This window comes from Pseudovibrio sp. WM33 (assembly GCF_001623165.1).
Classification (GTDB): Bacteria; Pseudomonadota; Alphaproteobacteria; order Rhizobiales; family Stappiaceae; genus Pseudovibrio.
On the sequence record NZ_LMCK01000014.1, the window covers coordinates 1 to 14,335 of the forward strand.

General features: G+C 52.4%; 11 protein-coding genes. 7 read left to right on the forward strand and 4 right to left on the reverse strand.

The genetic code is table 11. From position 1 onward, the window contains the following. Positions 1-250: 250 nt before the first annotated feature. Complete coding sequence (locus tag PsWM33_RS03130; RefSeq protein ID WP_063299175.1) at positions 251-1,069, reverse strand: nucleotidyltransferase domain-containing protein; 819 nt, start codon at positions 1,067-1,069, stop codon at positions 251-253. 371 nt (positions 1,070-1,440) lie between these two features. Between PsWM33_RS03130 and PsWM33_RS03135 the strand changes: the two genes are divergently transcribed. Beyond that, positions 1,441-3,027, forward strand: coding sequence for a SulP family inorganic anion transporter (locus tag PsWM33_RS03135; RefSeq protein WP_063299176.1), 1,587 nt, complete (start codon positions 1,441-1,443; stop codon positions 3,025-3,027). A 76-nt stretch (positions 3,028-3,103) separates the two neighbouring features. Here PsWM33_RS03135 and PsWM33_RS03140 read toward each other — a convergent pair whose 3' ends face one another. Then, a complete protein-coding gene (locus PsWM33_RS03140) occupies positions 3,104-4,111 on the reverse strand; it encodes an EF-hand domain-containing protein (protein WP_063299177.1) in 1,008 nt (335 codons plus the stop codon). 274 nt (positions 4,112-4,385) lie between these two features. On the opposite strand from PsWM33_RS03140, the gene PsWM33_RS03145 reads away from it, so the two are divergent. The 4 genes from PsWM33_RS03145 (at position 4,386) to PsWM33_RS03160 (ending at position 8,148) form a co-directional block, all read left to right on the forward strand. After that, on the forward strand, positions 4,386-5,114 hold the full coding sequence (locus PsWM33_RS03145; RefSeq protein WP_063295730.1) for a response regulator: 729 nt from the start codon (positions 4,386-4,388) through the stop codon (positions 5,112-5,114). Next, entirely contained in the window at positions 5,111-6,568 is a 1,458-nt protein-coding gene (locus tag PsWM33_RS03150) for an ATP-binding protein (RefSeq protein ID WP_063299178.1), read from the forward strand. Before PsWM33_RS03145 ends, PsWM33_RS03150 begins: the two co-directional genes overlap by 4 nt. A 115-nt stretch (positions 6,569-6,683) precedes the next feature. Beyond that, on the forward strand, positions 6,684-7,352 hold the full coding sequence (locus tag PsWM33_RS03155; protein WP_063299179.1) for a DUF1906 domain-containing protein: 669 nt from the start codon (positions 6,684-6,686) through the stop codon (positions 7,350-7,352). Positions 7,353-7,485: 133 nt separating this feature from the next. Next, a complete protein-coding gene (locus PsWM33_RS03160; RefSeq protein WP_063299180.1) occupies positions 7,486-8,148 on the forward strand; it encodes a DUF1906 domain-containing protein in 663 nt (220 codons plus the stop codon). A gap of 70 nt (positions 8,149-8,218) precedes the next feature. Here the strand turns inward: PsWM33_RS03160 and PsWM33_RS03165 are convergent, their stop codons facing one another. Further along, positions 8,219-10,402 (reverse strand): malate synthase G, encoded by a 2,184-nt coding sequence (locus PsWM33_RS03165; RefSeq protein WP_063299181.1) that lies wholly within the window; start codon positions 10,400-10,402, stop codon positions 8,219-8,221. Positions 10,403-10,784: 382 nt separating this feature from the next. On the opposite strand from PsWM33_RS03165, the gene PsWM33_RS03175 reads away from it, so the two are divergent. Together PsWM33_RS03175 and PsWM33_RS03180 are read left to right on the forward strand one after the other, a co-directional pair. After that, positions 10,785-11,675, forward strand: a complete 891-nt coding sequence (locus PsWM33_RS03175) for a DMT family transporter (RefSeq protein WP_063299183.1) — start codon at positions 10,785-10,787, stop codon at positions 11,673-11,675. Positions 11,676-11,899: 224 nt separating this feature from the next. Beyond that, positions 11,900-12,763, forward strand: coding sequence for a hypothetical protein (locus PsWM33_RS03180; protein WP_063299184.1), 864 nt, complete (start codon positions 11,900-11,902; stop codon positions 12,761-12,763). 8 nt (positions 12,764-12,771) lie between these two features. On the opposite strand, the gene PsWM33_RS03185 is transcribed toward PsWM33_RS03180, so the two are convergent. Then, complete coding sequence (locus PsWM33_RS03185; protein ID WP_057462776.1) at positions 12,772-14,238, reverse strand: ATP-binding protein; 1,467 nt, start codon at positions 14,236-14,238, stop codon at positions 12,772-12,774. Positions 14,239-14,335: the final 97 nt, after the last annotated feature.

A 14,335-nucleotide genomic window follows, 5' to 3' on the forward strand; every position in this document is an offset into this window, starting at 1 on the left:
ACTGACGGTCGCTCCGCCAGCAGCCCGTTACGTAGGCATGGGATTAGTATGGGCATGATTTTGAGCTGGGGGGATAAGTTTTTTTGATTGAGTTGGTGGCATCTGCTCGGCTTTTTCTTCCAAAATCGAGAAGGTGGTGCCTTTGGCTCTGGGTACCGGATCTCCACTCCGTTCCGTCCGGCATGACGGCGGTGATCCAAGCGAACCTGACAGCTCACCCTCAGTCGTCTTCCCGCACTTGATGCGGGATCTAGTTTACTTCCATGACCACTTGACGAAAGTAGGCTTCAATCTCTGAGTTCAAACTTGGGGTGTATTTTGAATTTTCAACGTTTTGTGCCCATTCTAAGGCATCTAATACCAGAGCTTCAAGCTGCATCATTTCGGGAAGCTCTTCTAACTCATGTTTTTCTTTGAGTTGGGTCTTTGCACTAATCAAACCTTCCATCTCTTGTAAGACAACTGAAGAAATTGAAAGCCCTGCAGCCAATTCCTGTACATTCATAGGCGGCGTGAGACTCGGGTGCTCTTTAATCCAAAGAAGTGCCAATGCAGGGCGAAGCGCATAAAAGAAACGCTTTAGGTTTAGGCGATTTTCAGTTGCGTGAGATTTTTCCCAATAGCGTAATCCAAGATTTCGATAATGATGGATACAAGGTGTTTGGCTTGCAGCTTCTCTTGAGAGGTTAAGCAATGGCGAGACTAATTCGTCACGCCAAATGTACTTGATTGGGCTGTAAAGCCATTCAAGTAATACCGGGTTAGACTTGCGCATCAGATTCAGAGCTTTACGAATTTCCCAGCCACTGATGTCCAGCTCATCGTCGATCGGCAACTCAATTACGTCTCTGCCAGCTTCTAAAGACAGGTACCAGTCCAGTTTGTGCGCGTAGACGAACCGCACATCATAGTCGCTATCCGGCGAGGGAAAGCCCCAGGCACGGCTGCCGCTTTCAATAGCAAAGAGGATCGTTACATCGTTGTCGGCCTCAATCTTATGCAGCTGCTCCAAAATTCTGGTGCGCATGCTCTCTGAAATGCTTGGTTTGAATGGCGTTAAAGCTGTCATCTGAAAATTCCTTGCAATGACAGAGGCATATCACGTTTCCAGAGGAACTGAAGCCACACGCATGGATCGTGCCCCAACACTTTTTCCATCAGATAAAATCCAGGGGTCACATTGGTCGTGATATCCATCAGGCATCCCTCACCGCACCCGTGCATGGCTATTATGCGTTGGGGGGATGGTGTTTTTGACGATATTCCCGTATAAGCGCGTCAAAAGGGAGACAAAAACCGCTCAAATTTTAGCGGTGTCCTGGCTGAATAGCTCTTGTCCTTGAGCAGAAAACCTCTTGGTTTCACACGGACTTCACAGTGCGTGCCTAGGATTTGCCCACTACTTTAAAACAGTACCAAGAATCCCATTGGAGGTGCTACTTGCATTCGTCCTCGAAGGCGCACGCGCCCGAAAAGACTGGCTTTACAGCCAATACTATTAAGGTTGAGCTCCTCTCCGGGCTAACCGTTGCTCTTGCTCTGGTTCCAGAAGCTGTTGCATTCGCATTTGTTGCTCAGGTTGAACCGCTTGTTGGTCTGTATGCGGCCTTCATCGTCGGCATTATTACTGCTGTTTTCGGTGGTCGTCCGGGCATGATCTCTGGTGCAACCGGCGCACTTGCCGTTGTTATGGTCTCACTCGTGGTGACCTACGGCGTGGAATACCTGTTTGCAACCGTTGTGCTGATGGGCATCCTTCAGCTGATCTTCGGCGTGATGCGCTGGGGTAAGTTCATCCGCATGGTGCCGCACCCGGTTATGCTTGGGTTTGTGAACGGCCTTGCGATCGTGATCTTTCTTGCGCAAATGGGCCAGTTCCAGACCGTTGATGAAGTGACTGGCACAGCAAGCTGGCTTGCAGGCATGGACCTGACGCTTATGCTTGGTCTTGTTGCGTTGACCATGGCTGTAATCTGGTATCTGCCAAAGCTGACCAACGCTATTCCTGCTCCGCTGGCAGCTATTGTTGTTGTTTCTGTGATCGTGATTGGTCTTGAGCTTAACGTTCAGACCGTTGGCGATCTGGCTCCGATTTCTGGTGGCCTGCCTGAATTCCACATCCCTATGGTTCCACTGAACCTTGAGACCCTGCAGATCATCCTGCCATACTCCATCATTCTTGCTGCGATCGGCCTGATTGAAAGCCTTTTGACGCTGAACCTTGTTTCTGAAATGACAGATACACGCGGTGGCGCTTCCAAAGAGTGTCTTGCTCAGGGTGCTGCAAACGTTGTGACTGGCTTCTTTGGCGGCATGGGCGGTTGTGCGATGATTGGTCAGTCCATGATCAACGTGAAATCCGGTGGCCGGACACGCCTTGCAGGTATTGCTGCAGCGCTGTTTTTGCTCAGCTTCATTCTGTTTGCCTCTTCTTTAATTGAGCGGATCCCGCTGGCAGCTCTGGTTGGCGTGATGTTCATGGTGGTGATTGGCACCTTTGCGTGGAACACCTTCAAGATCCTGCACAAGATCCCACGGACTGATGCGATTGTTATTGCACTGGTGACTGGTGTGACTGTGTATTCTGACCTTGCTGTTGCTGTTGTGGTTGGCGTGATTGTTTCTGCGCTTGCTTATGCATGGAACGCATCCAAACGTATTGATGCTCACACAACAACTAACTCTGAAGGCCAGAAGATCTACAAACTGGAAGGTCCGCTGTTCTTCGGTTCTGCTGCTGGTTTCCAAGAGATCTTTGATCCTCAGTCTGACCCGGATGATGTGATTGTTGACTTCATCAATTCCCGCGTGGTGGACCATTCCGGTTTACAGGCAATTGATGCACTGGCAACGCGCTATGAGCAGGTTGGCAAGACCTTGCATCTGCGTCATCTGTCTCCAGATTGTAAAGACCTGCTGCACAAAGCTGGCAGCATGGTTGAGGTCGCCGTTCTGGAAGATCCGCATTACGGTATCGCGGTTGATTATGATGCAGAGATGCAAGAGACCAAACCAGCTACGAGCTGATGCAGGTTTCCTAAGCTGATACAGAAAAGGCGGAGCACGATGGCTCCGCCTTTTTTATTCGCTCAAGCCGTTTGGCTTATCCGCGCTGGCCTTGCGCCTTGCCGTGACCATGACCGTGGCCACCTTTGCGGTCCTTCTGGCCTTTGCGCCAGTCTTTCTTCATCTTCTTGAAGTCTGCGGAGGTGATGACGCCGTCGTTGTTACGGTCCATGCGTTTCATCATCTGAGCAGTTGGTGCAAAGAACTCTTCCTGTGTCACTTTCAGGTCGCCGTCAGCATCCAGACGCTGGAAGGAACGCACATACATTGGTTCTTTGAACTCGGCTGCGATGGTTCTGAAACCAGCCAGATCAACAGGGCCATTTGCGAAGAGCTGGTCAGCGAGTTTGTTCAACTCATCCTTGGAGATCTTGCCGTTCTTGTCCAGGTCAACCTTGGCGAACATTGCGCCCATCATTTCACCGCGCATGCCTTTGCCGCCGTGCTTGCCAAAGCTCATCATGCCCTGATCGCGTGGGCCATCACCCCAGCCACCTTTGCCTTGCTTGCCGTCGGCTTGCTTACCGCCGCGAGAGCCTTTCTGCCAGCCGTCCTTGCCATCCTTACCTTGTTTGCCATCGCCCCAGCTGCCTTTGCCGCCCTTGCCATCCTGCATCTTGGCCATGCGGTCACCCATGCGCTTTTTCATCTTGTCCATGCGCGCTGTCATGCGTTCTGCCTTATCAAGGAACTCTTCGCGGGTCACCTGACCGTCGCCGTTGCTGTCAAAGCGCTGGAAGATGCGGACTGAACGGTCTTTGCTGCGCTCGGATGCACGATCTGCGGCAAAGACTTTCCATTCTTCCAGAGTGATTGCGCCGTCTCCAGCTGTGTCTGCTTTTGCAAAGTCTGCTTTGCGTTTTGTTTCAATTTCAGCTGTGGTGACTGAGCCGTCTTTGTCTGCGTCAAAATTTGTAAAGAACTGGGAAGACATCTTCTTGCCAAAGCTTCCGCCAAAACCCGGAGCAGCCATGGCAGGAGACAGAGCGGTACCAGCAATCAATGCAGCTACAGAGCCAGCCATAATAGTTTTGAAATTCATCATGTCGTGTTCTCCTAAAAATCAAAGCCTAAAACGAGGGGAAGGTTTGTGTGAGTGTGCTTCGATAAACAGAAGGTAGGAGCGAAGTGTCGCAAAACTACACCAGAAAACACGCTGTTTTGTCACAGTATTTGCCAGAATATCGGGTTGGGACAGTTTGATACATTTTTGGGTACTGAGAACCTTTCGCAGGCCCCGGGAATACGGCATAAGTTAGGCATCGCATACTATATGGTCTTTCACAGGTAATGGGAGACGAGACTTACAGCGAGGATGCATGTCTCAGAGTACAGCACATATTCTTATCGTCGATGATCATCGGGATATCCGGGAAAGCCTTGCCCGGTATCTGACTAAGAATAATATGCGTACGACCGTGGCAGAAAGTGCAGCTGCTGCGCGTAAGGCTCTGAGGAACTCCTCCATTGATCTTGTGGTGCTGGACATCATGATGCCAGGTGAAGACGGTTTGTCACTCTGCCGGCATCTGGTGGAAACCAATCAGGCCCCTGTGATCCTGCTGACGGCAATGGCTGAAGATACAGACCGCGTTGTAGGCCTTGAGATCGGTGCAGATGACTATGTGACCAAGCCCTTTAATCCGCGTGAGCTGCTGGCCCGCATCCGCGCTGTGCTGCGCCGTGCCACCAGTGTTCCGCGGGAACGTGACCCCATCGATACAGAAAAACTGGCGTTTAACGGCTGGGTTCTGGATACAGCGCGACGTGAACTGATTGATCCGGAAGATGTGAGCGTCCCACTGTCCTCCGGTGAGTTTCAGCTGCTGCTGGCGTTTTTGAAGCGGCCTCGCGTGGTGTTGTCCCGCGAGCAGCTGCTTGATCTGACCTCTGGCCGGTCACTGGGTGTGTTTGACCGGTCCATCGACAATCAGGTTTCCCGGTTGCGTCGGAAAATCGAGATTGATCCCAAAAACCCGGAATTGATCAAGACTGTCTGGGGGGGCGGTTACACCTTTACCGGTGAAGTCAAAGAAGTCACCCAATGAAGTTTCTCAGGTACTTGATCCCGCGCCGTCTCGCACCCCAGCTCATTTTGCTGCTGCTGGCTGCGCTTATCTTTTCGCAGGTCGTCAGTTTTGTTCTGCTGGGACGAGAGCGTCAGGTGGCGCTTGCCAATCTTGCCCGCGACAATGCTTTGTGGCGCACTGCCAATGTGGTGAAGTTGCTCGAAGCGACACCGCCCAAACTGCAAAAGCAGGTTTTAAAAACCGTTTCCAACACACGCACACGCTTTACGATTGGCGACACTCCGGTTGTTGATGAAACAGGCGGTGATGAAAGCATGGAAGCGCGGCTTGCCAATTATCTGAAACGCAAGCTGGATCATGACAGGCAGGCCCGTGTTGCGGTCATTTACAATGAGCGCTTTCAAGGAGACATGAAAGATAAGTGGCGCGAGCGAACCTCTCCGCCTCCAGAAGGACGTGAACGCTCTCCGCATGACTCCATGCAGGCAATGCATGACCGGCGAGATGATTACTTCAAGAAATACCGCTGGTTTTCTCTAAAAGGCGTCCAGCTCTTTGCTGCCATTGAGCTGAAGAATGGTAAGTGGCTCAACATCGAGAGCAACTTCCGGCTTCCGAAGCCCTCGTTTGTACCGATATTGCTACCGATCGTCATTATGGCCTTGCTGACCATTCTGATCATCTGGGTCTCTGTTTACCGCCTGACGAAGCCACTTCGAACGCTGGAAGCTGCTGCCAATGATCTTGGCCGCGGTGCAGATGTGAAGCCGCTGAAAGAAGCGGGACCCGCTGAGGTACGAGCTGTAACGCGCTCCTTCAATCAGATGCAGGAGCGTTTGACGCGGTTTATTTCTGACCGTACTCGCATGCTGGCTGCGATCAGTCATGATTTGCGTACTCCTATCACTTCACTACGCATTCGGGCCGAGTTTATTGATGATGACGAAAACCGGGAACGCATGATCGCCACGCTCGATGAAATGCAGGCTATGGTGGAGGAAACGCTTGCCTTTACCCGTGAAGATTCCAAGCAGGAAGAACTGCGTTCTGTTGACCTTGGTGGTTTGCTGGAGAGCATCGCCAATGATCAGGAGGACATGGGCAACCATGTGAGCGTTGAGGCGCGAAACCGAGTTGTGCTGAAGTGTCGTCCAATGTCACTTAAACGCGCCTTCCAAAACCTGATTGGCAATGCGATCCGTTATGGTGAGGAGGCTGATGTCTCCTTCCTGATTGATGAAGCTCATGCTGAGGTTCGCATCGCAGACAAAGGTCCGGGCATCCCGCAGAACCGCCTTGAGGACGTGTTTGAGCCGTTTGTTCGTCTGGAGGAATCCAGGAATGAACAGACCGGCGGCATTGGTCTGGGCCTTGCGATCACACGCAGCATCATTCATGCGCAAGGCGGTACTATTCGTCTTGAAAATGGCGAGGAAAAAGGCCTTGTCGCGATTGTGAGACTACCGCTTTAACACCCACCTTGAGTGAGAGAGATTAAGGCTTCTGTTACCCTAGCAGAAGGCACTCTCTCACGTCACATCTCTCTACTTCGTCACTGCTCTGCATAACAACAAAAAGCAGAGAACAATGACAGATCCAACCTCCCCTAAACTCTTGCTGCCAGCACTTGATACAGCATCAAATGCCGGCAATTCCGCCGAAACACTTGCTCAAGATGGCTACAAAGCCGTGGGACGTTATTACTCCCAGCACAGCTGGAAACAGTTAACCAGAGCAGAAGCCTCTGAGCTCTTTGCAGCCGACATGAACATCTTTGTGGTTTATGAAGACAGCAATGATGCTCCGTCCTATTTCTCATCAGAAATTGGAATTCAACAGGCGCTACGAGCACTTTATCAGGCAGATGCCGTCATCCATCAGCCAAGGCAAACCGGCATCTACTTTGCTGTCGATTATGATGCATCAAGCTATGACTACACCCATTACATCAGGCCTTACCTGAGAGCGATCAACGATGTTTTTGCTTCCTTTGGCTATCCCTACCATGTGGGCGTTTATGGCAATGGTCTCGTCTGTTCCTGTGCCAAAGATGATGGTCTTGCCAACCTGACATGGCTTTCTCAGTCAACGGGTTACTATGACTATCAGGAATACAAGCAATCTGGAGACTGGAACATTCTTCAAGGTCCTTACGTGACAATTGCTGGTACTCAATACGATCAGGACACGCTCAATCTGAACCGAGGCTCTTATGGTGGCTTTGGAAGCTTTGCAACTCCTTCCTGCTCCAAATGAGGTCTAAACCTTCCATTGGATCATCCTTCCAAACCCAGCGTATAACTTCGCTAACCATTGGAACTGGTAGGCTCTCACGGTCTTTCTCTCATGTTCGTCATCACTCTGCATAACAATAAGAAGCAGAGAAGCAATGACTGACGATAAAGGCATCAAGACCGAACCTGCCGTTGATACAGCTGAAGGTGTGGAAGTGCTGGCGAGCGCGATCGCCAAGAAAGGGTATAAGGCCGTTGGGCGTTACTACTCTTTTTCCAAGTGGAAGCAATTGCAGCCGACTGAGGCCCAGCAGTTGATTGCTGCGGGCCTTTCCATCATCACTGTATATGAGGATAGCAACGACAGGCCATCCTCCTTTACGAGTGCTGCAGGAACACAGCAAGCTCAACAAGCGCTGCATCTGGCGCAGGATGTAATCAGGCAGCCCAAAGGCTCTGGCATCTACTTTGCCGTTGACTATGACGCGTCCTATTACGACTACGTGCACTACATCACGCCCTACTTCAAGGAAATCCAGTCAGTCTTTGAAAAGGCTGGAAATCCTTACAAGATTGGCATCTATGGCAATGGATTGGTTGCCGCCAATGCCTTGCAAGATGGGCTTGTTGACCTGACTTGGCTGAGCCAGTCACAAGGGTTTCGCGACTACAAGAAGTTCCGTGATTCCAGAAAATGGAACATCCTGCAAGGGCCGGCTGTGAAAATTTCAGGAACCGAATTTGATAGTGACACAATCAACCTGACAAACGGCAATTTTGGCGGATTTACGCACCTTGTACCCAAGGATGACAGCTGAGTTCAGGCTCTTAGAGCATCCTTTAAGCGAACCCTGCGCAGTTGTTTGGGACTGCGCAGGGTTTTCTCTTTTATGCTGAAACGCCGAACTTGGCTTTTGCTTCCAAACGGCGTTTGTGCAGCACTGGTTCGGTGTAACCGCTCGGCTGGACGCGGCCCTTGAACACCAGATCGCAAGCGGCTTGAAAGGCGACGGAGTTGTCGAAGTCTGGTGCCATGTTGTGGTAGGCCGGATCGCCTGCGTTCTGTTCATCCACCACAGCGGCCATACGCTTCATGATCTCCATCACCTGTTCTTTTGAGCAGACACTGTGATGCAGCCAGTTGGCGATGTGCTGAGAAGAGATGCGGCAGGTGGCGCGGTCTTCCATCAATGCCACATTATGAATGTCCAGCACCTTGGAACAACCTGTGCCATGTTCTACCCAGCGGACAACGTAACCAAGGATGCCTTGTGCGTTGTTTTCAACTTCTGACCTGATGTCTTCCGGTGTCCAGTTTGGATTGGTCGCAACCGGAATGGACAAGATGTCATCCAGTTTGGCTGGCTCGCGGCTTGCCAGTTCTTCCTGAACGGCTGGCACACAGACCTGATGGTAATGCATGGCATGCAAAGTTGCAGCGGTTGGAGATGGAACCCATGCGGTGTTGGCTCCTGCTTTTGGATGCCCGATCTTCTGCTCCAGCATGGTGTGCATGAGGTCTGGCATGGCCCACATGCCTTTACCGATTTGCGCATGCTCTCTCAATCCGCAGGCAAGACCGGTGTCTACGTTGTGGTTCTCATAAGCGTTGATCCATGCTGCTTGCTTCATGTCCGCTTTGCGGATCATCGGGCCAGCTTCCATGGAGGTATGGATTTCATCACCTGTGCGATCAAGGAAACCGGTGTTGATGAAGCAAACACGGGCTTTGGCAGCGCGAATGCACTCTTTAAGGTTGACCGTGGTGCGGCGTTCCTCATCCATGATGCCCATTTTCAGGGTATTGCGCGGCAGTTCCAGAACATTTTCAACACGGCCAAACAGCTCGTTTGCGAAGGTGACTTCTTCCGGGCCATGCATCTTTGGCTTCACGATGTAGACCGAACCAGACACAGAGTTCATGTTGCGGGCTGTTGCACCTGTACGCAGGCCAATGTCATGCACTGCGCAAAGGGCTGTCACCATGGCGTCCATGATGCCTTCAAAGACCTCATTGCCGTCCTCATCAAGAATTGCCGGGTTGGTCATCAGGTGTCCGACGTTGCGCACCAACATCAGGGAGCGCCCTTTCAATGCCAGTGCGTCGTCCTGCGCATCTGTATAGTGGCGGTCTGCATTCAAAGTACGGGTGAAGGTTTTTCCGCCCTTGGCGACTTCTTCCTTCAGATCGCCGTTCATCAAGCCCAGCCAGTTGCGGTAGGCCAGCGCTTTGTCTTCCCCATCCACGGCAGCAACAGAGTCTTCGCAGTCCATGATGGTGGAGATGGCAGATTCCAAAATGATGTCGCTGATACCAGCTTTGTCTGCAGCGCCAATCGGACTGGTGCTGTCAAACAGGACATCAAAGTGCAGGCCGTTTTTCTGCAGCAGGATAGAGGTTGGCGCGTCTTTATCGCCCGCATAGCCAACAAACCCGAGAGGATCCTGAAGGCCAGCCATCTCTTCGTTTTCAAGGGTCAGCGCCAGAGAGCCGCCCATAATGGCAAATTCTTTGACATCAGCCCAACTGCCTTCATCCAGAGGCAGAGCTTCATCCAGTTTTTTGCGTGCGTAGGCGATCACTTCTGCGCCGCGCTTCTCATCGTATCCGCCGGCTTGTGGGGTGGTCCCCATTGCATCGGTACCGTAGAGCGCGTCATACAGGGAGCCCCAGCGCGCATTGGCAGCATTGAGGGCGTAGCGCGCATTCATGACTGGTACAACGAGCTGAGGGCCAGCGATCTCTGCGATTTCCGGGTCTACGTTGTCTGTCTCAACTTCAAAGCTGTCCCCTTCTGGCAGGAGGTAGCCAAGCTCTTTGAGGAATGCCTTGTAGCTCTCAAGATCAATGGTGCCGGGATTGGCTTTATGCCAGTCGTCGATCTTGGTCTGGATGTCTTCACGGATTTGAAGCAGCTCGCGGTTCTTCGGTGTCAGATCCTTGATGATCTGCGAAAAGCCCTCCCAGAACTGTTCGGATGACACTCCGGTTCCCGGAAGCGCTTCGTTTTCGATGAAGTTATGGAGCTCCGGTGAAACCTGTAGTGATGCAACACTTACTCTTTGCGACATGGGTCCCCCTCGTATTGTCATTTTTTAGCAGGATATGCCGTCACTTCCTGCCGCTGAGTTTTTCAGATCAAACCCTTGCAAATTCAATCTCAAGTTACAATGCATCAATTCGTTTCCAGCTCTTTCAAAACACAGGTGATTGAATGGCAAGCTTTGGTCACGCGGTCTAATGCTTTGATTTTGGGTGGATTTGCGTGCATTTCAAGACGGCATGCCAAGCAAAACGGCATACTTGATGAAACCTCTACAGCCCTTGCGGAAATTCACCTTGCATTTGATAGGGGGACGGTGAAGGGTGACAGCTCCTTTTCAGCGGTGCCTCCTGCCCGCTCACCGACGGACTATTTACATGCCTTTTCTCACCCCGCTGTACAGCAGGCCTATGCTGCTTTTGGTGTTGACCACACTCATGTGGAGCGGTAATGCCGTGGCGAGCCAGCTGGCTGTGGGGCATGTTTCGCCTATGGTGATCGTGTTCTTGCGGTGGGGGATTGTGGCTGCGCTCATGAGCCTGATTGCCTGGCGGGATCTTGTCGCCTCCTGGGCGGAAATCCGCCCTCACCTGATCAGCATCGCTTTGATGGCCGCCTTCGGGTTCTCCGGCTTCAATGGCCTGTTCTATCTGGCAGCTCACAACACCACGGCGGTGAATATGGGTATCTTGCAGGGCTCCATTCCGATGATCGTCGTGATTGGGGCTTACTTCCTGTTTGGCGCTCGAGTGACGCTTATCCAATTCATCGGCATTTTGCTGACATTGCTTGGCGTTTTTGTTGTGGCCAGTCAGGGTAGTCTGCAGGTTTTGCTCAATTTGCACATCAACCCGGGTGATGCGCTGATGCTTGTTGCAGCAGTGTTTTATGCTGGATACACGCTGGCTTTGAGAAACCGACCCAAGGTCCCTGCACTCGCCTTTTTTGCGGTGATGGCCTTTGTGGCGTCGCTTGTGTCACTGCCGATGCTGGCGGTTGAGTACAGTCAGGAGACGTTGGTCTGGCCTTCTGTGCAGGGTTGGCTGGTAATTTTATACATCTCTCTTTGCCCATCGTTCCTTGCCCAGATTTTTTATATGCGCGGAGTGGAACTGATTGGCCCCAACCGGGCTGGCGTTTTTGTCAATCTGGTTCCGGTGTTTGCATCGGTGATGGCAATTGTGCTGCTTGGGGAAGTGTTTGCGTTTTATCACGGCGCTGCTCTGGCGCTGGTGCTGGGTGGCATCTGGATTGCAGAGAAATTTGCCTGGGAGAAGCGGGCCAACAAGGCGAAAGCCTGATCCTTTTACAACAGACAGGTGCATTACTCACAGACTTCAAAGTCTACCATTTCAGTAGACTTTGTTTTTGTGCTAAGTAACGCGAAAGTGTTGTTGTGTCGTGTTCAGCCAACTGTCAGCCAAACATGCGCGCCTCGTAACTATAAGTTTCAGCGTATCCATTTCGGAAATTCAATTCCACTTTCCGGATATGCGCAGTCGTAGATCCAGAGGTTTTGCAGGCAGTGTCCACCGGTCTATCGCCCTCAGATATTCCCACTTTCGAAACAGCGGGCATCCCCGCACGTTTTGCAAGCCTCATTGAGGCTGCTCTACCTGAAGGTGGTGAGCTGGTTGCTGCGCGGGCAATCACCGCGCCTGCCCCGCACGTGGTGGCTGCAGAACTGCGGGAGTTTTCCGGTTTTGACAGCAACTTCGGTCTGGTTGCAAAGCGCATGATTGACTACATCAAGGAAGATCGCGGCGCACCAACGACAAAGATTGCCGCAAGTCTTGCCCTGAAGACAATCTGCCAGATTCTACTCAACCGGATTTCGGTCAGTTACCTGTTGAGTGGCCGTGCACCCCGCATTGATGAACTACGGTTTGTCCTGCATGGCAAGGCCCCCTGGGTGGAGATATACTTTGACCCTCGCCTTTCGGAAGAGGATTTCGAGCTCAATCCGGATCAGGGTCCTGCGGAGCTGTTTGCCCTATCCATTTGCTTTGAGGAAATCATTCAGGTCTTCCACCGGGAGCTTGGGCGGCGGAAAGTGGCGCCTTCGGTGTTTTATTCCACCGTGGCTGTTTCCATCATATCACCGTTTCTTGTCTTGCGACGTCATGGTGCAAAACCATCAGATGTGGCGAACCTGATGCGTGCTTATCTTGCGAGCCTTGGGAAGAAGATCAATGGCGGGATTGTCTGGCGTCAGCGTCAGCAGGAGGGGCTGACAGAGTATGCCCCGCGGCGCAAAGCGTGCTGCCTGAAGTATGTTCTGCCATCCAAACCGCATTTGTGCTCCACTTGCTCGCGAAGCACTGAGACAACCTTCTTTGATGAAGTGGATGGGCCCGCGGGCGGCCATTCCTTGCCGGATGGCCGCTGACCTGCAGCTTATTTGGTTGCGGTTTGCTTGCCGATATCCGGCAGGGTCACGATGCGGTTTCCACGCAGATCACTGGCACAGATGATGAAGCCCTGCTCTTCCATATGGGTGAGCAGCCAACGGGCTCTGCCCGGTGAACGGGTACCATACGCTTTCGCGATGTCTAGGTCTGCCGGGCACGGCTCATCTGCAAAGGCAGCTTTGGCCAGCAGAAGATAGACGCCGCGCATTTCTTCTGGCAGCTGTCCAGCAATCACTTCTGCTTGCTGCCAGTCGCCTTCTTCGACTTCTTTTTTATCGACACCAGCACGGGCCACAGAAAGAAACTTACGGAACTTGGCAAGATCCTGAGACTTCAACCGATCAATACGGCAGCGGACCTGAAAATCCTGATAGAGCTGTGAGACCGGTGCGAAGGCAGCTTCAGGATCCTCAAGGATCTTGGCGATGATCTCCTGATACTGCTGGTTCTTCTCTTCCAGATTGAAGAGGTCCTCCGGCTCAGCTTCAACAACTTCCTTATGCTGTGCCTGCATGTTGCTGGCGGCTGTTTGTGATAGCTGTAGCATAACGTCTTTTGCAGAAGGCGCGGCCACACGGTTGTTGTGTAACACCGGATCATTGTCCGTTGCTGTGAAGATTAGTTCAGCCGCTGTTTCAACTGGCTGGTTCGGCATTGGCATCAGCTTTGGCGAGCCCCCCCGGCTGCCCGTGACAACTTCGCCAATCACCACTTTTTGCGGGCGACGGGTCATTGCCGGGCCGAGGGAGATGAACTGTCCGCGCTCAAGGTTACGGAACTGTTCTGCCTGACGCCGGTCCATGCCGAGCAAGTCGGAGGCGCGGGCCATGTCAATATCGAGGAAGGTACGGCCCATCAGGAAGTTGGAGGCTTCCGCAGCCACGTTCTTGGCAAGCTTTGCCAGACGCTGGGTTGCGATGATGCCTGCCAGACCACGCTTACGACCACGACACATGAGGTTGGTCATGGCCATCAGGGAAAGGCGGCGGGCTTCTTCGCCGTAATCACCAGAGGCGGAAGGTGCAAACAGCTGGGCTTCATCCACGACAACCAAAACCGGATACCAGTATTGGCGATCGGAATCGAACAAGCCGTTCAGGAAGGCAGCAGCGGCTTTGAGCTGTTTGTCCGGCTCCAGGTGCTCCAGGTTGAGAATGACGGAAATGCGGTGCTGGCGCACACGGGCGGCGATCATGGTGAGTTCGCGATCATTCATGGTCGCCTCAATCACCACATGCCCAAACTCATCTGCCAGCGAGACAAAGTCGCCTTCAGGGTCAATTACCACCTGTTGCACCCATGGCGCGCTTTGCTCCATCAGGCGGCGTAGCAGGTGCGATTTGCCCGAGCCGGAGTTTCCCTGCACGAGTAGTCGCGTTGCAAGCAATTCTTCAAGATCGACAACAGAGGAGGTGCCATTAGGTTTGACACCCATTTCGATGCTGACCGTCATTCAAAATCTCTTGTTGCGCCTCGCAAGAGGCAGGTGATTGACCGGGTATCGGCAATAAACGTTCTTTAAAGCGCGCTGCGGTTCGCTTCTCAGATTT